We start from the raw sequence: 23,840 nt of genomic DNA on the forward strand, positions 1-23,840 counted from the left end.
GCTAAGAAAATTTAGTAATTTACTGATTTTTAATTAAGAAATTCATGAGCGCAAATTGTGACTTGTCGCTCTCCATCGCAATGGCATCAGGTTATTCAATGGGTAAACGAAAGAGAAAACATCACAATACATCCTTCCCTTGGATGCTAGAAGAAAAGAATCTGTTCATTGCAAAGACTGGTAACGAAATAGTTACAGATGCTGGATGGGAGAAAATTTCATTTGAAGAAGCGAGAAAACTGTTTAGTCCCGAAACTTTTCAAGAGTGGTACGAACTGTTCCTAGAAAATACGGATATCTCGCAAATACTTTCAGAATCTAATGTAGATATAGATTTAGATGATGAATCAGCAATAGATAAGTTTTTACAAAGGAGCAACTGGACACCAAAACAAGTCAATTTAGTTGTAGCGAAAGCTATCTATAAAAGTCATGCCTGGGTGAGAGTATTGCTGATTTCTACACCTGATGTTGAAGAACCCTACTTTCAAAATTATGAAATGGAGGCAATTCGTTTAGGAATCCAATTGCGGAAATACATCAAAGAGGATATTCCAGTAATTAATGACTCCAAAGATGCTGTCAGACATTTATATGGAAGATATGCCCTCATTGGCTGGCAACCAAGAAATTGTGTGACCGCAGCTCACAACCTAAAAATATCTCAAGCAACTAAGGTTTACAATGAACTTCTCTGGGATGAAGATTGGGTAGATGAAGAAGACGAAATTTATTAGTCAAGAACAAGAAACTCTAGAACACTTGAAAATATGCTCCCCATTGCTGATGGCTGAACAATAATATATCTCAATGGCACAGCTGAACCAACTAATCCCTAAGAACTGGCTAAACCGATAATTTGTGGCTAAAGTCATAGTTTGACCGAATCCAGTTGACGCCACGCCAGAGGCACTACAACAACAAAATACTGTTTGGGCGTATTCTAGAAATCACTCTCTTCAACACATTGGTAAAACAACGGCTAATGCTTGATTATTTGACCGCGAGTATTGCATTTTGGGTGACTATATAAACCTTATCTAGGTTGAAATCCGTAGTTTTTCCGTATCGGGTTTGAGATGAGTTGTAACCCACACTCGATATTGAGTTTTATTTAGAATGAAAGGGCTGATTTAAATTTTTTGAGCAAAGAAAAGAACCGATAAATAGGGTTTAGTAACATATCCTCCGTGAGCATTTAATATCTGTATAATAGCATTAGAAAAATCCTGCTTTTCAGTTTCAGTAAATTCTTGATAAGCAGTTTGAGTTTTCAGAAGACCTAGATATCGTTCTGCATCATAATTAATAGACCAAGGATATTGTTTGACCACTAGGTTTTTGAAACAAAAGCTATTTAATATCCAGTTTTCTCTTTTTTTTATTAGTGATTCAACTGAGGATGGTTTAGCATTATATATTGTTGTATGTACATATTTTTGAAACGTTTCTTTGAGCGCCTGAAATATTGAAGTATCTGGTAAAATAGAGAAATTCCAAAAAAACGCAATATAACCTTTTTCTTTTAAAGCTTGTGCAACTTTTGGATACCCTTTTTCACGATTTATCCAATGAAAGGCTTGGGCAGATATTGCTAAATCAAAGGCCCTTGGGCGTAGGTTCCAATCCTCTAAAGTCACTGTCTCAAATGTCACCTTTGGATATAAACGCATATTTTGAGATGCTATTGCAATCAGTCTTTCACCTGGCTCTAAACAGCAGATAGCATAGCCCTTTTCAGCAAATGGAACAGTTCCCTTACCTGTCCCTGTTCCAATATCTAAAATTGAAGCTGAATCTGGAAGATTAGCCATCTCAATTACATCTTCAATCAATTGAGATGGATAGCTAGGGCGTGCTGCATCATAGATTTCTGCAACTTCATTAAAGGACTCACTACGTTTTCTGTTCATCACTGATAAATCCACAAACGTATTTTACTCCCGATCACTTTCGCTCGGATTTTAGAAAATATTAACAGTTTTACCACTAGAGAAAAAGCCTCTGTCTCCAATCCAATTTGACAAGACGCTACCGCTACTATTAATCTGTATGATTGGTAATCATTCGGGTGCAGGGTGCAAGTCTGTACTAAAAATAATTCAGAAACCAACCGAGAAACTTTTACTATGATTTATGACAAAAGCTTTATCCTGGCTTATTAAGGGCAGCACTTTGTTTTGTCTATTGCCTTGGGAGCCAATTGCGGCACAAATTGTTCCAGATGCAACCCTAAGAGTCAACTCCAACGTCACGATAGAGGGTAATAATACCAGTGCGATAACGGGAGGAACCCAAGTCGGAAGCAATTTGTTCCACAGCTTTGGACAGTTTTCTGTACCCACAGGAAGCGCAGTCTACTTCAAAAATGCCCCAGACATCCAAAACATTTTGACAAGAGTGACGGGTAGCTCAATATCTAATATTGATGGTTTAATTCGAGCTAACGGCATAGCCAACGTATTTCTTATTAATCCCAATGGGATTATTTTTGGGCTGAATGCTTCACTGAACATTGGCGGCTCGTTTTTCGGCACTACTGCCAGTAATATTAAATTTGCTGATGGCATCTCCTTCGATGCTAAACCCCTTAGTGGTGCAGAACCTCTGTTGACAGTGAGCGTGCCTGTGGGATTAGGATTTGGGACAAATGCTGGAAATATTCGCGTCTTTGGAGACGGACAAGGTATAAGAAAAACTTCAAACCTCATAGATACTAGTTCTGGTCTACGCGTGCAGCCAAATCAAACCTTAGCTTTGGTGGGTGGTAATATATTACTCTCAAGTGGAACGCTTAAAACAACAGGGGGACAGATTGAATTAGGCAGCGTGGCTGGAGCGGGTTTGGTCAATCTGATTCCTACAGATAAAGGCTGGACGTTGGGATATTCAGGCATCTCAGCCTTTGGAGAGATCCAGTTATCTGGAGCAGCAGCAGTTGATGCCAGTGGGAATGGTGGTGGCAATATTCAAATACAAGCCATGAAGCTAATGCTAGACGGTGGTTCTCAGATTGAGTCCAGCACATTAGGAGCAGGAACGGGAGGAACATTGAAAATTAATGCTTCAGATTCCGTGAACCTGGTGGGATTACCAGAAGTTGATTCGTTTTTCAACACTGGTATATCGAGCCTAGTTTACCCAAGAGCTACCGGAGCTGGTGGCAACATCAATATTGAAACTGGGCGGTTAAATGTCCGGGATGGAGCAGGGATCGCTGCTGGTACGTATGGCTTCGGAAATGCTGGTTCCATAGAGGTCTTAGCTCATGATTCAGTGGAAGTGTTGCGAAAACCAACAGCGAATGCAGGCAGTTCCATAACAAGTTTGGCCCAACGAGGATCTACCGGATCTGGCGGTAACATCAAGATTCAAACTGCGCGGTTAAGTCTACGCTCTGGAGGAGTTATATCATCAGGCACATTTGGGCAGGGTTCGGGAGGCAACGTATCTATCACTGCTGACGAAGAAGTGCAAGTAACCGGAAAGTCATTAACTGGTAATTCTCCTAGCAGAATATCAGCTCGAACTGGAGGAACTGGAAAGGCCGGAAATCTGACAATCGAAGCAGAACGATTAACTGTCACTGATGGTGGGAGAGTAAATATTGGTGGTGAAAAAATTCCAAAAAATCTCAACTTTCAGCCAGGACAAGGAAATGCAGGAACCCTCCGAATCAACGCAGACAGTATCAATCTAGACAGAGGTACTATCACAGCTGGCACAGAGGGCGGCACAAAGGGCCAAGGAGGCGACATTTTCTTACACTCTGGTGACTTACAATTACGTGACAGTATCATTACTGCGACTGCTGGTGGTAATGGCGACGGCGGTAATATCAGAATCGACACAGATATCCTAGTTGCAATAAAAAATAGCAGCATCACAGCGAATGCTTTTGAAGGGCAAGGCGGTAATATCAGAATCGACACCAAAGGACTATTCCTTTCTCCTGATAGCAAAATTACAGCTAGTTCACGGTTCGGATTGAATGGTACGATTCAGATCAACACCTTATTTACTAATCCTGTGCAGGCTAAAGCAGAACCAGAAGCGATTCGTGCAACTCCTGAGATTGCATCGGTTTGTCAGAGACGATCGGGGACAGTAGCCAGTAGTAAATTGGTCGTCACTGGTACTAGCGGTCTTCCAATTAGTTCTAACGACCTGCCAGCTAGCAATTTGAGTTGGCAGAGTAACTTTGTTCCAGGTGAAGCTATTAATAATTCACAGGAACCAAAGTCATACTCAAGCGAAGAACCAACACAAATCATAGAAGCCCAAGCCTTGATACAAGATTCTGATGGGAATTTTATTTTGACGGCAAAACAACCCAATACTGTCGTTCCTAATGCTTCGTTGTCTGCCAGTTTGTGTTCTCAAGAATCCCATGTATTAAAAGTATTACCACTGAAGAAAACGACTCAGAAGGATGATTAGACTCCGATATTGCTTCAAGTACTTGTTGCTAGTCATTTTCGGGTTATCTATAGTTGTGAGCCAACCATTTCTGATTCCGGCTCAAGCTATAAATAAAGAAGCCCAACAACAGAAAGAGGCGGATTTACTGACCCAAAGAGGTCAAAAGCAATTGGATATCGGCCAAGCAGAGTCGGCTTTTGAAACTTGGCAAAAAGCTACGAAAATTTATCAAAAACTCCACTATGAAGATGGTATTACCGGAAGTTTAATCAACCAGAATCTTGCTCTACAAGCGCTGGGCTTACATTATCGAGCTTGTAATACGCTTTTGTCAGCTGTGAAGTTAGACGCAAATGCTTCTCTTTGCGCCACTACACCACAGCAACCTACTGATAAGATGGAAAAACTGCTGACGGCAGCCATTAATAAGCTAACTCCTTCACCCGTAAACTTGCTCGGATTGCATAACTTGGGAGAAGTCTTGCGTCGGTTGGGCAAGCTTGATGAATCAAAAAAAGTTTTGTCAGAAATATTATCTGCGGCTAAGTGGATACCCTCTATTGACACTAGTGGAATTCTGCTTTCATTAGGTAGTACTAAGCAGGATATTTACAAGCAAGCACAAAATAAATATTACTTAATAGAAGAACCTATTTTTCGGAAAGGATTTGTCAATTTTATTCAACAACAGGCAGCTGAATCACTTGATATTTATCAACAAGTAATTCACACCCCAAATGCTCCAACAGTAGTAAAACTGCAAGCTCAATTACATCGCTTAAACTTACTATTGGACTTTGATAATTGGTTAGCAGTAGAGTCCAGTTCAGGTAATACAAAATTAGCCTCGCTTCGTAATATAATCACTCAACAGATACAGCCTGCTGTTGCTTTCCTGTTGAAAAATCATTCGGCATTTTCTCAATTACCAACCAGCTATTCTGTTTATGCCAAGCTGAACTTTGCTAAAAGTCTGAATAAAATCCCAGACAACCAGTTTCATTTCATAGCTATTGAATATGCTGAATCTGCGTTAGAAACGGCTAAAAGCACTAATAGTCTGAGATTACAGTCAGAGAGTTTTGGCACTTTAGGAAAGTTCAAACAAGTCGCAAGTCGTAAGTCGCAAGTCGCAAGTAAGTTTTGTGACGGGGATTTAGCGAGAAACGCGGTCTTGGGCAAAGCCCAAGAGGAGCGATTTCTCAAGACAGACCCCGACCCAAAACGCGCTGTCTGTAGAGACTCTTTACTTAAACCCCTAAACTTGTTAAAACTAGAGCAATCACAAGCAGATTTTGAAGAGGCTTTGACATTAGCTCAATCAGTTCAAGCATGGGATCTTGCCTATCAATGGCAGCAGGAATTAGGAAATTTGTACAAAGAGCAGGGAAAATATAAAGAAGCTCTCCAAGCATATAGTGCAGCAATTGAAAACGTCACTCAAGTTCGCAACAATCTTTTGTCAACTAATACAGATTTACAGTTCTCCTTCAAAGAAAAAGTGGAGCCTTTGTATCGTGACTATATGCGATTGCTCCTAGCAGATTCTAACCCGAATTTGTCACGAGTAATTCAGACTAACGAAAGACTGCAAATAGCAGAGTTGGAAAATTATCTTCAATGTGGCAGACTTGACCTTGTGGCTTTGAATGATCTGAAAAATTTAGCTAGCATACCTTCAGTAATTCACATTATTGATTTGGGCAACAGTATAGAGGTAGTTGTTCAGTCACCTAACAAATCCATTCACCATCATTCTGTTGATCCAAATCTAGTTAAAGTTCATGCAGATCATCTTTTACAAACTTTACAGGATCGGAACTTTGCTAATACTAAAAATCAGGTAATTCTTGATTATTCTCAAGCACTTTATAATTCGCTAATTGCACCCATCAAGAGATATTTGCCTCCAGATGGAACATTAGTGTTTACTTTAGATACATCTTTTCAAAGTTTACCTATAGGCTTGCTTCATGATGGAAAAGATTATTTACTGAAACACTACAACATTGCTGAGACTTTGGGTTCTAAAGTTCGGCAACCCAAACTCTTACCTAAAAAACAGTTAAGAGCTTTAATTGCTGGACTCTCTAAATCTAGTCCCAGCTTCAAAGCCGCAAATGCTCATAACTCCCTGACAGAACTACCATCTGTGGTACAAGAAGTAGCAAACGTCAAAGAGCAAACCAATTCTTCAGTTTTGTTGCTCAATGAAGAGTTCACTTATAAACGCTTTCTAGAAGAAGTAAATACAGAAAGTTTTCCGATTATTCACTTAACAACTCATGCTCAATTCAGTTCCGTTCCTCAACTGACAATGTTTTTTAGCTGGGATAAACCAATCAACTTATTAGAGTTTGACAGTTTACTGAAACAAAAAAATCAAATCGATGAAGATACAATTGAGTTATTGGTTTTAAGTGCTTGCCAGACAGCTAAGGGAAATAAGCGTTCAGCATTAGGAATCGCTGGGATCGCAGCCCAAGCAGGAGCAAGGAGTACTGTAGCAACTTTATGGCGTGTAGATGACAACTCTACTGCTCTCCTGATGAAAGAATTTTACAAGGAATTGAAAGATGGCAAAACTAAAGCAGATGCACTACGTCTTGCACAATTGAGTTTGCTGTCAAATCCAGATTACTCTCACCCTTACTATTGGGCAGGTTTCCTGCTCATCGGTGGTTGGCTTTGAGATTTGAGCAATTTTAGCCGTGACTCCACCTGAGCTAATTCATTCGAGTTACCACTACTTTTCGCCAACCACTCTGCCTTCTTATATTCACGAAAAGCTTCATCTAGTAACCATGCATCTAAATAACGATCTCCTAGTACTCTAAACAGTGTCGGATTTTTACTACCTGCTGCCACTCTTGCTTTTAATGTATTAATTGTTTCATTTAGAAACCCTTTTGACATATATATAATGTCTAGGTCAATCAAAGCGGCTTCGTCGGGAGGCAAGCCTAATTTCTTAATTACATTCACCTCCTCTAAAACCTGTTTAACATCACTTTCCGGCAATACATGAACTACTAATGAACCAGAAGAATTAATCGGAGAGTCACCTTGATTTGCAGTTACAGTAATTGTATACGCAGCGCCGTACTCCAATTCTTTTCGCTCTTTTGGATAGGGCAGTATAGTATCTTTTACTTCTGTTTCCCAACGAAATTCGTAACTAGTGACCTCTACTGTATAGCTGGTAGCATTTTTCACAGGACGCCAAGAAATTGTCGGTCGGGTATTCAAAAGTATATTTCCATAGGGAGTAATCAGCTTTAGTGAATCTTGCTCCTCACCTGGGCCTTTCATCTTTGGACAGCCATGCCGATTTAGAGGTGTACATTGCCGTCGTTCTGCTTGAACCTGTGGCGGCGTACATATACCTGAGACACCGAAAACAGCACTCTGCTGAAATTCTAAAACCTGACGACTGGAATAGCATACAGCTTTAACCGTACTTCCATTAGCTGGGTTAATCTTATCTCCTAGACAAATCTCGCTTCCAACTGCTAAATAGCGATCGCTATCACTGACAATTCGACCAACTTGATTAATACACACACGCTTTGCTACTACTTGGGGTTGAGCAAATACGCAAAGAGAGTTTGATAGAAGCATTATTGATGCAATTGTTACCAATGGAACTCTAGAGACTTTTTTCCCTATTTCGTTTCTTGAGTTGGGTGTGGCTGGATTGGGCATTGGAAAATCTTGTCTTATTCTCTGCAAGTTAGTAGCATAACGGGATTGGGTGATAAAAAAAAGCCTATGGTGAAGATCCCGGCACAATATCTCCCAATAACCGCTTTAATACTTGCTTCCTCCATTTCTGAACCTCTAACTGGTTAGACTCTGCAACCAAGCAGACTTCCCAGGATATCCTGGCATGATTAATTTCACCCTTCATTTCATGTACCTGTGCTAGCAGGCAGTAAGCATCTGTTCTTTTGGAGTCTAATTTAATCGCTTTTTCTAAATATTCCTTCGCCTCGCTATACTTCTTTTGCCCTAATTTCGCCCAGCCTAAATTCTTGTACAAAGTAGCTTGACTTTCAGGGTCTTTAGTTTTTTGTAAGCCTTCTAGAGCTAAAGCGACTGCTGCATTATAATCCCCAGTTATATTCTTTAATCTGGCTAGATTATTAAGAGGTTGTGGATCTCCGTTGCTATTTTTTATAGCTAATTTATATTGGATTTCCGCTAATTCGTATTCTGTTCTGTCATCATAAAAACTTCCCAGCGTATAATGCCCTAACCATGACTTAGGATTTAATCTAAAAAGTGCCTCATAACTACTTTTAATACACTTATCGTCAGATAGGTCTTGACATATTAAAGCCAAATTAGTATAAGCATCTTCATATTTAGGATTAAGCTTGATAGCTAGCTCATAGTATTTTCTAGAAGCTTCAAGAGTATTTCCACGCCGATCTGCTTGCTCAAAGTAAAACTGGGAGATTGAATAAGTTAGATTAGAATTATATTGAACTGCTTGATTAAAGTAATTTATAGCATCTGCAAACCGATTTTCTTGTTGAGCTTTTTTTCCTTGATCTAGATAATAATTAGCTATAAAAGGGAGTGATACATAGAACAAGCTAAACAAACTTAAAGCCCCTAAAATACCTGCACCAATTTGAAATGACTTCGATGTTATTACTCGATTAAGTTTTGATTTAAATGGTAAGCGCTCTAAGCGCTGCAAAATTACTTCAGTTGTTTGCGGACGCTGCCCTGGCAAAGGAGCCATCAACTCATCAATGAAATCAGCAAAAGGTCTGTCAACCTGCGGTGCATCTTTTCTCCAAATCAGGTTTCCTGTTTTTTCATCTGTTGGTAGGTTAATAAGGGAAGTACCAGTAAGTAGATTTACAATAGTACATCCCAAGGAAAAGAAATCTGATTGAGGTACTGCTCTACCATTAATTTGTTCCATCGGAGTATAACAAGGTGTAACGACTGACGTAATTTCATATCGTCCTCCCCTACCTGCACTAGTTCCTCCACTTCCACTAACTTTTGCCAAATAGGTATCAGTCACTCGCCGTGCCACTCCAAAATCAACTAATGCTAGTTGACCATTTGGTTGAAGAACTATATTAGAAGGCTTAATATCTCTATGAAAAAAATTAGAGCGATGTACTTCATGAAGGATATCAACCAACTGTCGCAACCATCCCATTGCTAAAGATTGGGAAATTTGTCCATTAGATTCTATCCATTCCTCTAAGTTTTGTCCCTCAAATTTATTCATAACCAAGCAATGCAATGTTAGAAGATTATTATTCGGGACAAAAGTAAAATAATCATCTGGGGAACTGCGAGGAATTTGGGGATGCCGAATTAGTTGCAAAGTGAGAGATTCCCGATTGATTAACTCTGTTAGCTTAGGTGTGTTCCATTTAAGAACTTTCATGACTCGTTGTTCACGAACAGCATGCCACTTAGTACCAGCATCATCTACCTCAAAAACATCAAAGTAGTTGTAGGGATTATCAGTGAGCGCCTTTAATGGCTTGATTAATCGGATGCGGTTGTTAATCAGCAGTGAAGTACCACAAGAGACACAGTTTTCAGCATCATCGGGGTTTTGACGTTGAGTGCAAAGGGGATTGATACAGTAAATCACTAGTGAAGTACCACAAGAGACACAGTTTTCAGCATCATCGGGGTTTTGACGTTGAGTGCAAAGGGGATTGATATCAGTAAATCACTGAACTTCCTCCCTTGCGTTTAAAGCGTGATAGGGAATTCTTTAGTGAATCCAATGGCACTAAGTTAAGAGACAGGTCTTGCCCTGACTGGTTAAGAGCCTCCAGCCTCTTAACCCACCTTGGGAGGCGGAGCCTCTTCTTTCTTGACGAAAGGCAGAGCTTCTCGGAATACATTCCCAGTCTTAAGACTGGGAACGATGCGACACAAGGCTTTGGGCTTTTATTAGTACCATTCCTTAGTGAATCCTTATTTTGTATAAGTCTATTCATAACCATTCGCTTTGTGTATTGTTAAGCTAGCCAAATGTAACTACATAACCAGTTAGGTTTATTTGTACCTACCTACTTACTCAAAAATCTAAGTAGCTTTATTAGAAAATCTTATAGCAGTTATCTAATGTAAACAATTATGAACAAAAAAAAAGTATCATATAGGTGCAGTACAATTTTACTGAAACTAGCCCTAATCTATAAAAGACTCTCTGTACACATTTAATACTCCAACAGAACTAAAAAAGATATGGATTTTAGTGCTGAATCAAGACTTAAATCTGCTGCTGCTCCCTCTGTTATTCCAGAACAACAGAGACTTCTAGGGCAAATGTTTTTAGTGTCTGTAACTTTTGAGGAAGCATTGGTTGTAGCAAATCACTTAGTCTTAGCCGAAAGACATACGTACTTATCTGAGGCTGAGGTTCTTGTCATTGAGGGAGCATGGAATAACAAGGAGTATCAGGAATTATCAAATAACTCTATTTACAGTCTTAACTACCTCCAAAGGCGTATAGCTCCTCCCTTGTGGAATATGTTCTCGAAAACAATTGGAAATGGCGAACGAATTGTTAAAAAAAACTTACGATATTTTTTAGAGCAAGTAACAAAAAAGTATAAGTATCAAGATATCCTTAGTAAGGAACAAACACACCCTGTTAATAAGTTAGTACCAATTATTGGAAGTAAATTACCTGATGTATCTAATTTTTATGGGCGAGAGCATGAGCTAACACGTTTGAAAGAATTAGTAGTTAGGCAGCGATGTGTATTGCTAGCAGGAGTAGCAGGAATTGGCAAAAGTGCATTAGCGGCGAAGCTAGTAGCAGAGCTTAGTATAGAGTCTAAACCCACATTTGACTGCTTAATTTGGAAATCTGTAGCCCATGCGCCATTAATTCAAGAATTGATAACTGATTTGATAAGGCTAATTAAACCTTTGGAATCATCCTCAAACTTGCTTGAACACAGCAGTAAGGCAATGATTTCTGTGCTGATAAACCAGTTGCAATCACGTCGCTGCTTGCTAGTATTGGATGCATCTGAAGCTTTATTTCAAAGGAATAACTTCCAGCATCGGCTAGAGTATGGACTATTTTTTCGTCGTTTAACAGAGGAGTTATCCGAGAGCTGTGTACTCTTAACTAGTCGAGTTTTCCCTGATCAGCTTGAAAGTTTGATAGCGGCAGAACTACCTATTGACTTTTTGAGAATTGAAGGTTTGGAGGTAAATGCCGCTTTGCAACTTTTATCCAGCAAAGGATTAACTGACAAGGAAAAGTGCAATAAGTTAATTAAAACTTATCGTGGTAATCCTACAGAATTAAAAGCAGTAGCTAATAGAATTCATCATTTCTTTGCTAGTAGTGCAGAAAAGTTTTTTGAAAACCCAACTACTTTGGTTAGTGATCAGTTTCAAGAAATGCTTAATCAGGTGTTTAGCCAACAATTATTGAGCAAAACTCAAAAACAAATTATGATTTATCTAGCAGAAGAACTAACCTTGGATTCAAGTCCTGTAAATTTTACCAAACTCTTAATAGATATGAATAATAAACAGAAAGAATTAATGTCAACTTCAGATTTAATTAGAGCTTTGGAAGTCCTCGAAAAAAACTCATTGATTGAAAGTAACAGAGATTCAGTTACTAAAGAAATTAGTTTTACTCTACAACCAGTGATTAAAAAGTATATTTTGACAGATCCGCTAGGATTGGTGCATACATCTGACACTTCATCAGAATTAGCGATCGCATCTTAAGGGAGGTAGCTATGATTGCAGGAAAACTAGAAATAACAATCAAAATCAACGAACTGCCACAATCTAACATAGTAGAGAATGGTTGGCAACAATTTGAACTTGACTGTGATGATCGCATCATTTCAATTACAGTCAAACCTAAGATTTGGAAGAAACTGACCGATGCTGCTAGTAATTACCCACAGTGGGTTGCAGCGATCGCTGGTAAACTTGGTCAGCAAACAGAACATGGGTTCGTACTAGAAGAACCCAACATACAAGTTTTTGAGCGCAAGCCCAAGGCAGAAATGACCTCTGCTGTAGGTGCTGCTTCTTGAAAAAGTGATTACCCAATCAGGGTAAGCTGGAAGAAACACTGGTAAATATGGAGGAATCAAACAAAAAAAATCAGAATCTCGTTAGATACGGAAAGACCACAAGTTATGTAAAATCAAGCTAATTAAAAGGAGGTATGGAGGTGAAGATACAACAGTACGAGAACTTAACGCAGAAAGCGCCACTAGGGAGTAGCGCTTTCTGCGGGTCTTAAATTCCATATAACCTCAGAGCGGGGTTGATCTCGAAGCAACAAAACAAGTGGTATTTATAGTTTGGCGACTGTCATTCCACTAAGTTTGTCCGAGAGTTTTTACCGCGCTACCAGATCCATTATAGGATCTGCCGCTTGGAAAGTCCATTCCTTGCGGTGTGTTTTTGCTGTCAAAATTCATGAATTTTAGGTAAAGTAAAGTTTGGTTAAGAAATCCCAAAAATCGTAGCAAAAAGCAGTAGCAGCGCGAAGAACAGTTACCAGTTATCAGTTGGAATTCACAGTCCTTGATAACTGTCAACTGATAACTGATACAACCCCCTCTGAAGCTTGTCAACCAAGTTATCAGGGAAAAATATCGTGAAAAATGACTTATGCCCAATACACCTTGGTGTCGGGATTAAGGTGACATCAAATTTTTTTTCAAACCACTCTCCTTGTGCTAATGACGGGAGAGAAATATGCTGACACTAAATAGAGAAGAAACCAAATCAGCACTTGATTACAATGATCTCAACAGCAGTATCAAAGACATCTTCGCTACCATAGACCAATTTGAGTTGCAAGCAGTAGAACTCTTTCGCGTCATGCATGACGAGCGGATGTACAGAATCGCTGGGTACAAAAACTTTGAACAATATTGCCAAGGCGAATTGCATGTATATGGTGGCTATCGGCGTATAAATCAACTGTTAGGGGCATCAAAAGTTATTGTTGCAGCAGGGGAGTTGGGGCCACAGATTAAAAATGAGCGCCAAGCCCGTCCTCTTTTGAGGTTAGCCAAAGAACCAGAAAAACTTATTGCTGCGATAACACTGGCTTTGGAATCAAACCCAGAGCCTAGCGAATCAGATTTCGCAGCTGCGGCTAATATTGTTGCCCCAATGCCAAGAGCGAGAAAGCCATTCCATCAGGAACCATTGGTTCCCAAAAATCAGGAACCATTGGTTCCCAAAAATGTCATCACAATTTCATCGCCAGAACATCCAAGTTTTGGGGAATCAGGAGTGATTTGTGCAGACGCACCGAATAATTCGCAGCAGATTGTTAGCTTCAGCGATGGTGAAAGGCTGCTGGTAAACAACACTGATTTGGACGCCGCAATTGTGTCCCAATCTACTGAGCGTACATATCCTAAAGTTTATGCCGAAGCGATCGCGGCACTCAAAGAGCAACACAAGCAAGAGTTAGAACGTCTAGAGCAGGAATTGAGGATTGGACTACAAGCAGAGGTTAATGCTAGAGCCGAAGCCCAAGTAAGTGAGCAAATCCAATCCTTGCATTTCCTGTACAGGCAACAGAAGGAGCAGAATATTCAGTTACAGCAGCGATTGGATGAAATGGAAGGGTTGAGAAAGCTCTCAATTGAGAATCAGCAACTCCAACAACGTATCCAAGAATTAGAACACGCACTACTTGAACGCCCTCAACAGCAGTGGGAAAATACCATGACCCAACAGGCAACTAAAGCGTTGAACAAGCAGGTCAAAGTTGCACTGGAAAAGACAATTGACCTGCGCGAGCTAGCGCAGGAACCGCCCAAGGAAAATGCCCAGGAATGTCTGCGCCTCATGGGTATGGCACTGAAAAACCTCGCCAGTGCCATGAACAACACCCAAGCGCTAGAAGCTGCGGCGATAATTTTGGGTACTAGTCCCACACAGGAGGCGCTAGCAACAAGGACGGAGCAATTACAACTATTACCTGTGGCTATTAGTGAAATTAGGCAAGTACTTGCTCGTCTTGAGTTTACATGGCAGGAGTTTTGGGCTGTGGCTGAAAAATACGAGGTGATAAAACTTGACTATTGGGATCTCCTTACCACCCAGGAGACTGATTTAATCACACAAGCTCGAAAAAACAGTGAACAGTTAACAGTTAACAGTTAAGCTAATCGTCATTCATTTTTCCAGGTTGATTCGCTGTAAGGACAACCCTACGGGTTCTGCTCCCGCAGTACAGAGGGAGCTTTTATGCAACTTAAATGCTCCGTCATTATCGCTGATAACTAATAACTGATGACTGATAACTGATGACTGATAACTGATAACTGTTCACTGATGAATGCGGCATAGGTGCAATGTCGCCGAAATTGTCATGGAAAAATTTAGGAAAAAATGTGAATACAAATAAAAATGCAATTAAGAGTGGCAACAAACAGCCATTCGAGCCTAAACCAGATTGCAAGGTATCAATTGAGCAGAAGGAACACCCGATTGAATATCCCAACAATCTCACAGCTGCTGAACACCATGAGTTATATGTTGGTAGCGCCATTCATCCAGCGTTAATTGAGCGCAACTTCTTCCACATAGAGTCCGAATCAGTTTACGACTACCTGTTCATCTCCGACAAAATCCCCCGGAAAAATGCAGGTCGAGTCACAGATACATACATTAAGAAGTATGACCATTTATTGCTGGGGGGGATATGGATTCAATCTCTTGACCCATTGAATAATTGGCGACCAATGGAGTGGGGGCGAATTAAGCCGAACTTCCCCCGTATTGATTGGGACTCATGGAAACCCGTTAAGTATGAATCACCCCCCAAAACCCCCAACCGCGTTACCTACTTTGATGTCGCTAACCCCATCTGGGACAAAATAGCAAAACGCTATTTAATTAAGCGCTATCATTCACTTTTGGCGCTGCGCTTACTGGATCAACTCAATCCGCTAATCTTTTGGGAGTGGGTAAAACAGCATCCAGAGATTCCGATTATCTTATGCGAGGGCGAGAAGAAGGCGGCCTGTTTGCTCTCTTTGGGGTTTGTAGCGATCGCACTCCCCGGAATTTGGAACGGGCGCGTCGGCAAACAAGATTTTGATGAACGGTTGCATCCTGACTTAATACCAATGGCTCAGGCGGGACGCAAGTTTATTATTTTATTCGATTACGAAACCAAAGCCAATACCCGTTGGTCAGTATTTCAAGCCACTGTTCGCACTGCAAAAGCAATCTTAGCTGCTGGTTGTGAATGTGAAGTTGCGCTCTTACCAGGCCCAGAGAAAGGTGTTGATGATTTTGTTGTGGCGCGGGGCGAAGATGCTAACGCTTTACTGACCGCAATCATCGATGATGCTAAATCACTTGCTGATTACAAGCGATCGTATCGGGCTAAAAAATGGGGGTTAAGCAAGTACCAGCCGGATGTCACTATTAATGTCAAGTATCTCTCTGAGGCTTTGTGCATTCCTGAACTTGAAGAAAAATGCAATTTGCCTGAGCTTTATGATCTTGAAAAGGAACAACTTTTCACGCCATCTATAAAAGGACATTCGAGAAAGAAGGAATCTACGGATTCTGGCGGAGTTTCTTCAGACAAATCGAAGAAATCCCCTACCTTCAATTTCCCAAAATCAGGACTGGTTGTACTGTGGAGCGACATGGGTACAGGGAAAACTGAACTCATGCGCTGGTGGCGTGACCAAAATCCTAATGCCAGATTTCTCAACAATGGACATCGGGTTAACTTGTTGAAAAATCTTGCCGAACGACTCAAAACTGCCATGTACTCCGACTTGGGTTACACAGGTTTAGCTCAGGCTCAAGCCCTTAGTATTACTATTGACAGCTTGCATAAGTTGAATACTCAGTCTCTCACCTACGGCTGCATATTTATAGATGAAGCCTGCCAATACCTCACCCACTTACTACACAGTAATACTTGCAAACAGCACCGTGCAGCAATACTTGAAGTACTGGAATATATAGTATATAACGCGCCACTGGTCGTCATCGCCGACGCACACATGGATGACCTGACTGTAGACTTCTTTCTTGCAATGCGACCAAAAGGTGAAGTACCTTACATCATTAAAAACGAGTGGCGAAACGGTTCACGCACAATTTATTGGTACGAGGGGGATAATGAGAGCGCCCTAGTCGCCCAAATCTCGGCAGCGCTGATGCTTGGTGAGAAAGTCATGGTTGCAAGTGACAGTAAGCGTTTTATTAAAAAACTCGACAAATCCTTTACTATCAAGTACGAAGAATCTAACTCCGAAAAATCACATACACCAAAAAAATGGCGTATCTGGTCTGTTCACTCTGACAATTCTGGCAGTGATGAAAATGTCGCTTTCATCAAAGATATCACCAACGCCGTCAAAAACTTTGATGCCTTGTTCACCTCTCCCAGTCTCGGTACTGGTGTCGATATTTCTGAGTATCATTTTGATTTAGTGTTCGGTGTGTTTCACGGCGTTTCCCAAACCGCTACCGAATGTGCCCAACAACTGTACCGCTATCGCCCGAAAGTCCCGTTTCATATTTGGGTGGCCCCGCGTCCTCCCTTTGGTTACAAGGATACAAACGCATCCAAGATTAAAGAGCGCTTGCTCCAAACCAATGAAATGACAGCTTTTCTGTTGCGAATTGACAGAGAAACAGGCAAGCGGGGCGCAGAGAAAGATTGGGCGCTTGAGGCTTACTGCCAAATTATGGCTAACCGCCACTATTCTCTTAATAATCTGCGTGATGATTTGCGATCGCTCCTCACCGAAATGGGTAATACATTTATATGTGTGGGCAGTGATGATGATGACCAAGCAAGAGAAAGTCTAAAAGCAGCAGCACAAGCTTTGGATCGTGCCCACAATTCTCATGTTGCCAAGGCTAAGAATATTACTTTGAGTGAGTACCGCGCCCGTCAGAGCAAAGATTACCTTGACCCTAATGAAATTTTTGAATGTGAAAAGTTTCGCATTTCTGATTCTTACGGCATCGAAGTAACCGAATCACTCGTAGAAATGGATAAAGGTGGTCGCTTAATTAGAGCAATTGCTGGACTTGAGGCCATTTTAGCCCCGCCCGAAGAATCGTTTACTGACCCCAAAACTGGGCAAACTTATCCTACCCCACCAACAATTGTCACCCAAAAAGACCGCACCGAGCGCGACAATCTACCTTTGTGCATCGACTGGGGCAATTACTCCGCACGCTGGCTGGCTAGATTTAACCTGGGACTGCATCAAATTCTCTCAAGTTTAATGAAGGGTGAAGAAGTTACCGGAGACGATTCCACCTTACTCAAGATGACGGCGATCGCTAAAAACTGTGCTGCTCACGTCAAAGCAATTCTTGGGTTTACTATTCCCCTAGACTGTAAACCTATTTGGTTGCTGGCGACTTTACTAGAGCAGCTGGGGCTAAAGCTGACTTTCCGCAAGCAAGGTAAACGGGGGCAACAGGTGAAACTTTTCTCTTTATCTAAAGAGGAATTAGAATTTGCTCAAGAGGTGATTGCTCATCGTCAAACGAAGCGTAATCAAAAAGAAAATCGAACCTATTACGCTGCTCAAACCCCTGCTGCGTATAGTGCAAACCCCAATCAGCAGGCCGTATCCATCCCCCCCCTTGATGCTATAGGGAACTCCCATTGCCAAGGGGAGGATACTACCGAATTTGAGTCGCCTCCGACCGATCGCATTACCCTACTTCATTGCGTGGAAATGCTACGCTCTGGTATCAAGCAGGGGGTGGACGCGATTAAGGGTATCCTCAAGCGATGGACTGGGGATTTGCGCTGGGAGACGGTGCTGGAACTTGAAGCGATCGCGGCAAATGAACTGCGACTTGTGGAATCTCAAGTTCCTGAATTTTACACCTTGCTAAGTGAAGAGGTCTTGCCTATGGAGGGGGCTGGCTAGGGAAAAAATCTTTTTGGCACTTGAAAGCTGTTTTTTGTTTCGTTTCCGGTAGCAATTTATGCCACTGGTTCAAATTTGTGATGCATTTTCACAAGTCATGCAAAATGTCAAAACAATTCAAAATTCAAAATTATCAATTTCATTATTACAAGACGCGACTCGAAAATACTCGCTTGCCGCCGGCGCTATCAGTGAGGGCAAGAAAAGAGCGAATTAATTAATTCAAAATTATTCTTATTATTCATTTTGAATTTTGAATTTTGAATTTCATTAAATGGTCAAAGATCCATCAAGTTCAAAGCGCTACTGTCATTAGGTCTAGCCTTTAGATAGCGATCAGTGATGGCTAAATTGGCATGACCCAAAGTTTCTTTCACCAGCACTGGATTAGTCCCGCGCTCAATCGCGTGAGAACCGTGGGCATGACGTAACCAGTGAGCAGAAACCAGTTCGCTTAATCCAGCTTCTTGTGCAATTGCTTTGACAATTGGGTGCAAGTTTTGACGGTCGAGATGTCCCCCTTTTTGACTTCGGAAAACTGCGTCTGTAGGTAAAGCTTGACCTTTGAACTCCATTAGTTCCGCCCACAGCTTCGGCTTAATGAGAATTGTGCGATTTTTGCTCCCCTTGGCTTTTCTCACGTACACCTGTCCACTATCACTGCGGGGTGTCAAATCTACCCAAGTTAAATTACAGATTTCACTTGCCCGTAACCCTGCCTGATACAAGAGTTTGATAATTAACAAATTACGTAGGGCTGTGTACTGTCGTTTGGAAGTTTTCGCATCAGCTAAATGCTTATTGGCTGCCCGTATCAACAATTTAATATCAGCTTCATCGAGATAGCGTTCGTTGATTACATCTGGCAATTCACCCAGTTTTAGTGCCATACCCACATTAAAAGGGAGATATCCAATTTTATGAGCGAAACTAATCAAGCTTTTAGCACAAGCTATGTATATCCGCTTTGTGCTTTCGGCATTGCCCCCAAAGTCAGCGGCGTATTCTACCAAGTCTTCATAAGTCACTTTTTTGAGCGGCTTGTCCAGAAAATCCAGAAATCGCCTAGTGTATCGCTGGTAAGCCCGAATAGAAGACGAGGCTTTTCCCTCCAGCCACAGCGCAATCAACTTCGCCTCCGCCTGGGCTACTGGCAAGGAAGCGATCGCCTTTCTATGCGCTGTTATGTGGACTAGAGAGAGCGTCATTTTTATTACTCCCTTAAAAATCAGACACAATAGTAGTTTCGTCTGATTTTATAGTGTCTGATTTTTATTGTCCTTTAAAATGGGCGTTTCAACTCACCCTCAAGCGACTGAAAATTTCTCGATTTTTGCGTATAGTACACCTCTAATACTGAGGAGCGTGACAAACACAATACTGTTATGCAATTGTTCAGCAGGGTATTTATTTTGAAAAACCTAAAAATAGGTGAAAAAAATAAACTAAAAATGACTTTATAGTTAATAAATGATATAAGAGGTCAAAGAGCGTCCTCTAAATGCGATATACAAATACTACAAATGTAGTTTTTGGTTTAAAAAATGGACAAAGGTGCTTATTTTAAAGAACTTGTACAAAATTCTCCCCTACTTATGTTGCTTCGGTACCAATCGGAATAGGGGGTTTATTTACGCCGCAGTGTACTGTTTTTTAAGCGCTATCACGCCATAAAACTATAGAGTCATTTTTAGTTTATTTTTTGAGAGGGGCAGGAAAAGGTACAAACCGAGTGGAATTGTGGGCGAAAGCACAGCTAGCTACTTCTTTTCTCACTCTTGATTGAGAGGAACAACCGCAAGCCGGGTGAAATTGTTAAGTTGAACATTTCTAAATTGCAATCGTCGGGTGCAAAAAAGCGCTTTCCAACCGCTGCTGTAATCGCGTATATCGCAGTTGGCCGTCACTAGAACGCAAAGCCTTGGATATCGCTTTCTTGGAACCAACGACAATCGCTAACTGCTTGGCACAAGTTAATGCTGTGTACAACTGTTCACGAGACAACATCATATAAGGCTGCGTATAAATTGGCAGAATTACTACCGGATATTCTGAACCCTGGCTTTGATGAATGGTGAAGCTCCAGGCGAGGGCAATTTGATTTAAGTCTGCTCTGGTCCTAACGACAGTATGCTTACCATACTGTACAGTAACTTCCATCTCTTCAAGATCAATGGCCTTGATAATTCCGAAGTCGCCATTAAAAATTTCGTGATTATAATCATTAGTTAGTTGAATGATCCGATCGCCTTCTCGTAATAAATTCCCGCTCCTGGTAATCTCTACTTTGTCGGGACTGGGCGGATTAATCAACTGCTGCAATACGGTATTGAGGTTACGAGTCCCAAGCAAACCCCGCGACGTGGGGCAAAGCACTTGCACATCCGTAGCTCGATTGTAACCCAGGCGGGGAATCAAGTCTGTAATGATTTCGGATATTGCTTTAACACCATGTTTGGGGTGATGACCACCGCCGTGCCACAGACACTCAGACACGGGATTATCGGAAATCGGTTCAATTGTGGGAAACTGGCTTCGGTTAATTTGGTGAGCAGCGGTGATAATTGCGCTCTGTTGGGCTTGCCTAAATACCTTGGTCAACCGCACCACCGGAACGTGACCAGAATTAATCAAGTCAGCAAGGACTTGACCGGGACCGACAGAGGGTAACTGGTCAATGTCACCCACTAGCAGTAGTTGGGAACCGTATTGTATCGCCTTTACCAAAGAAGATGCCAGAAACAAATCAAGCATACTAGCTTCTAGCGCGACAATTGCGGTATGGGGTAAAGGGTTTTGATTATCGCGTAAGAAGCCCATTGTCTTTGGGTCAAATTCCAACAAGCAGTGTATCGTCTTGGCTTCGAGTTGTGTGATTTCACTCAGGCGTTGAGCAGCGCGTCCAGTTGGCGCAGCTAAGGCGATAGATTTGCCCATTGCTTTCCACAGAGAGACTATGGTCTGGGTGGTGAAAGTTTTACCGCAACCGGGGCCACCAGTAAGAATCATTACCCTTGAATATGCAGCCATTTCTACCGCTAGCCGTTGCTGTGGTGAAAGTTTGATTTTACGACTCTTGGTGAAGCGCTCAATCCAGGCGCGAACACGAGGCATATCTTGTGCAACTGGTTGGCAAAATCTAGATTGTATTAATTGAGCAAGGTTCTGTTCGGTGTGAAAGTACGTTGGTAGATAACATAGCAGCGTTTGGTCTGAGCTTTTCTCGCGGATTAAGTCATCCTTGAGTGCCATGTCTTTGATAATATCAGCGAGGGCATCTTCTTCGGGTGTGTGATCTGCTGTAGTCAGCAGTTTGATCACATTCTCAATGAGTTTTGGCTGGGGTAAATAGCAATGCCCATCGGCAGCAGCTTCGTTCAAAACATGAATTAAACCAGCACGGTAACGGAACTGACTATCAGGCGCAACTCCTAAATTAAAGGCAATTTTATCAGTTCTCAGAAAACCAATACCGTAGATGTCAGCAGCTAACTGGTAGGGATTGCTGGTGAGAGTAGCGAGTGCTTCATCCTTGTACTGCCTGTAAATTTTGACTGCATAAGTAGTAGAAACGCCATGACTGTGGAGAAATAGCATTAAATAGATGTAAGAGATGTAAGAAAATAAAATAAAAATAAGTTGATAGCTAAATAAAGATATTTTGAATTGAAGCAGAGACTTCATATTTGGGTTATGCCATCGGCGACGGCGACCCGGACGCGAACAATCCCACAAACTATCGAGTTTGCCCCAGTACCAGCGATGAATTGTGTCGCGTACAGTCTGTGGATGCCATTTTAAGTATTGTGCGATCTTTAGCACTGTCCATCCAGCGGCTGATAAGCGTAGTACAGTGGCACGACTTTGAGTTCTTGGTGGTATACCTTTTGCTTGAGTGAGTGCTAGTAGGGCTTGATCTTCTATTGGTGACAGGTCAACTTTTAAAGGCGCTGGCATCTTGGTCAGGGGTAAAAATATTTTATTTTATTGTGTACTTCAAGAGTAGCTTGGTTGGATGCGACCGTAGTTAGATATGAGTAATGGAAAAATCACATATTCAATACAAGTAGGTCGGAAAAAGCGAATTGCGTTAGCGACGAACGCGAGTGCGTCTCGCAGAGAAGGAGCGTCACTGCGTTAGCGGAGCGGGGCGTTAGCAAGAGTGCGAATTGTTCGGTCATCTGGCAAGTTAGTCAGAAGCATCCAAATGTTTTTTCAAAGTGTAGGGGCAATCAGGAGTTTTGATTCCACTGGCGTAAGGTAATTTATAGGATGCCCAAAGCTGCCACCGTAAAACATCAACTCCAATAGTTGAACTACCGAATTGTACTCGACAGTCTTTATCTGGGTTTTGTATAAGATTTTTGATTATGGTATTTACCGCTTCTATCTTGAGATTATTTGGTATGCCCATTAGTAGTTTTGTAAGCCACTGTTTGATTTGTGGTGACTGTAGCCAGTCTTTGATTTGATCATCAGTAGGAGTTAAGCGATTGACTAATAGCGTGGGATTTTGGTTATCTTTATTAATTTGACTTTTGGGTTGAAAGAGTTGCTGAAAATTAGTATCTGTGTTGGACATAAAGTTGATTGCTTAAAAGAGAATATCTCTATTATAGATAAATTTGATAAATCCGATAATAGCTAATATATTTTAGAAAAATATTAAGATAAATAAATATAATAAAATTATTTATCCTCTGATACTAAATTATAAAGATTTGACTAAGTAATTATGTTATAAATATTAAATAAGTTCCTTATGCAAGTATCAAATAAATACTATGCACCCAATAGAGTTTAAGAAGAAGTGGAAATTAACTTATCAAGAGATGGCGTTCGTATTAGGATACGAAAGTGATTACACTGTTCGCTGCTGGGGAATGAAAGGAAGATTTAAGCGAAACCCTCAAAACGTTGTTCACGTAGCTTGCAGCCTTCTAGATGAAAAATGGGCGAGTCAGGGTAAGAAGCTAAATTCTTGTCTTTGAACAAAATTTTTCTCTTGTAGTTGCATTTGCGACTTGCCCGCCACGAAAAAGGCGGGTATTTTTATATGTAGTTAGAAGTGACAAGAAGTTCTCAGAATCATGGGGATAGGGGGGAATGCTTGGCAAAATGAAGAACTAACAAGACCAGAAGTTGCGGCGATGTTAAAGCCAAAGGTTTCTGCAAGACAACTACAAGCATATTTGAATATAGCTCGGAAGTACTTGCCAGAGTTCAAGAAATTCACCAACAAAAAAACAGGTGGTCTAAATGGCATGAGCAAGCTATACAAGTGTCATATTGCTCCCCTTCAAGAAATTCGCTCACTAGCTAGAGAGCATACTTTAGTTGACATAGAGAATGAGTTTCTTCAAAGAGGATCGAAAAAGTAATTTTTATCAAAACAGAATTCAGGAGTCAGTCGCCAGAATTCAGAATTGAATTCTGTGCGACACAACGACCGGCTCAGTGCATCGCTGGTGGATGTTAAGTATGGTG

General features: G+C 41.2%; 15 protein-coding genes and 1 pseudogene. 9 read left to right on the forward strand and 7 right to left on the reverse strand.

The features are described 5' to 3' along the window. Nucleotides 1–44: 44 nt before the first annotated feature. Nucleotides 45–737, forward strand: coding sequence for a hypothetical protein (locus ACYTXL_RS20895; protein ID WP_461926400.1), 693 nt, complete (start codon nucleotides 45–47; stop codon nucleotides 735–737). 396 nt (nucleotides 738–1,133) lie between these two features. Here the strand turns inward: ACYTXL_RS20895 and ACYTXL_RS20900 are convergent, their stop codons facing one another. Next, complete coding sequence (locus ACYTXL_RS20900; RefSeq protein ID WP_461926401.1) at nucleotides 1,134–1,913, reverse strand: class I SAM-dependent methyltransferase; 780 nt, start codon at nucleotides 1,911–1,913, stop codon at nucleotides 1,134–1,136. Between the two features lie 223 nt (nucleotides 1,914–2,136). Between ACYTXL_RS20900 and ACYTXL_RS20905 the strand changes: the two genes are divergently transcribed. Continuing rightward, on the forward strand, nucleotides 2,137–4,440 hold the full coding sequence (locus ACYTXL_RS20905) for a two-partner secretion domain-containing protein (RefSeq protein WP_461926402.1): 2,304 nt from the start codon (nucleotides 2,137–2,139) through the stop codon (nucleotides 4,438–4,440). A gap of 55 nt (nucleotides 4,441–4,495) precedes the next feature. Then, nucleotides 4,496–7,114, forward strand: coding sequence for a CHAT domain-containing protein (locus ACYTXL_RS20910; RefSeq protein WP_461926403.1), 2,619 nt, complete (start codon nucleotides 4,496–4,498; stop codon nucleotides 7,112–7,114). Here the strand turns inward: ACYTXL_RS20910 and ACYTXL_RS20915 are convergent. From ACYTXL_RS20915 to ACYTXL_RS20925, 3 genes and pseudogenes are all read right to left on the reverse strand, one after another. Continuing rightward, entirely contained in the window at nucleotides 7,075–8,043 is a 969-nt protein-coding gene (locus tag ACYTXL_RS20915; RefSeq protein WP_461926404.1) for a hypothetical protein, read from the reverse strand. The genes ACYTXL_RS20910 and ACYTXL_RS20915 overlap by 40 nt on opposite strands. A gap of 148 nt (nucleotides 8,044–8,191) precedes the next feature. Further along, nucleotides 8,192–10,054, reverse strand: coding sequence for a protein kinase domain-containing protein (locus ACYTXL_RS20920; RefSeq protein WP_461926405.1), 1,863 nt, complete (start codon nucleotides 10,052–10,054; stop codon nucleotides 8,192–8,194). A 9-nt stretch (nucleotides 10,055–10,063) separates the two neighbouring features. After that, nucleotides 10,064–10,126, reverse strand: a pseudogene (locus tag ACYTXL_RS20925) (4-Cys prefix domain-containing protein); the annotation flags it as partial. Between the two features lie 533 nt (nucleotides 10,127–10,659). Between ACYTXL_RS20925 and ACYTXL_RS20930 the strand changes: the two are divergent. From ACYTXL_RS20930 to ACYTXL_RS20950, 5 genes are all read left to right on the forward strand, one after another. Next, nucleotides 10,660–12,171 (forward strand): NB-ARC domain-containing protein, encoded by a 1,512-nt coding sequence (locus ACYTXL_RS20930; protein ID WP_461926406.1) that lies wholly within the window; start codon nucleotides 10,660–10,662, stop codon nucleotides 12,169–12,171. An 11-nt stretch (nucleotides 12,172–12,182) separates the two neighbouring features. Continuing rightward, nucleotides 12,183–12,488 carry a fertility inhibition FinO-like protein gene (locus ACYTXL_RS20935; protein ID WP_094333446.1) on the forward strand — a complete coding sequence of 102 codons (306 nt, stop codon included), beginning with the start codon at nucleotides 12,183–12,185 and terminating at the stop codon, nucleotides 12,486–12,488. A 673-nt stretch (nucleotides 12,489–13,161) separates the two neighbouring features. Next, entirely contained in the window at nucleotides 13,162–14,589 is a 1,428-nt protein-coding gene (locus ACYTXL_RS20940; protein WP_461926407.1) for a hypothetical protein, read from the forward strand. 305 nt (nucleotides 14,590–14,894) lie between these two features. Further along, a complete protein-coding gene (locus ACYTXL_RS20945) occupies nucleotides 14,895–18,353 on the forward strand; it encodes a plasmid replication protein, CyRepA1 family (RefSeq protein WP_461926447.1) in 3,459 nt (1,152 codons plus the stop codon). Between the two features lie 58 nt (nucleotides 18,354–18,411). Next, nucleotides 18,412–18,570, forward strand: coding sequence for a hypothetical protein (locus ACYTXL_RS20950; RefSeq protein ID WP_461926408.1), 159 nt, complete (start codon nucleotides 18,412–18,414; stop codon nucleotides 18,568–18,570). Nucleotides 18,571–18,631: 61 nt separating this feature from the next. On the opposite strand, the gene ACYTXL_RS20955 is transcribed toward ACYTXL_RS20950, so the two are convergent. From ACYTXL_RS20955 to ACYTXL_RS20965, 3 genes are all read right to left on the reverse strand, one after another. After that, complete coding sequence (locus ACYTXL_RS20955; RefSeq protein WP_461926409.1) at nucleotides 18,632–19,561, reverse strand: tyrosine-type recombinase/integrase; 930 nt, start codon at nucleotides 19,559–19,561, stop codon at nucleotides 18,632–18,634. 622 nt (nucleotides 19,562–20,183) lie between these two features. Continuing rightward, complete coding sequence (gene recD2 / locus ACYTXL_RS20960; RefSeq protein WP_461926410.1) at nucleotides 20,184–22,310, reverse strand: SF1B family DNA helicase RecD2; 2,127 nt, start codon at nucleotides 22,308–22,310, stop codon at nucleotides 20,184–20,186. Nucleotides 22,311–22,542: 232 nt separating this feature from the next. Beyond that, nucleotides 22,543–22,935, reverse strand: a complete 393-nt coding sequence (locus ACYTXL_RS20965) for a hypothetical protein (RefSeq protein WP_461926411.1) — start codon at nucleotides 22,933–22,935, stop codon at nucleotides 22,543–22,545. 508 nt (nucleotides 22,936–23,443) lie between these two features. Between ACYTXL_RS20965 and ACYTXL_RS20970 the strand changes: the two genes are divergently transcribed. Beyond that, nucleotides 23,444–23,734, forward strand: coding sequence for a hypothetical protein (locus ACYTXL_RS20970; RefSeq protein WP_292796894.1), 291 nt, complete (start codon nucleotides 23,444–23,446; stop codon nucleotides 23,732–23,734). The last annotated feature ends 106 nt before the right edge of the window (nucleotides 23,735–23,840 follow it).

The organism is Nostoc sp. (genome assembly GCF_054880495.1).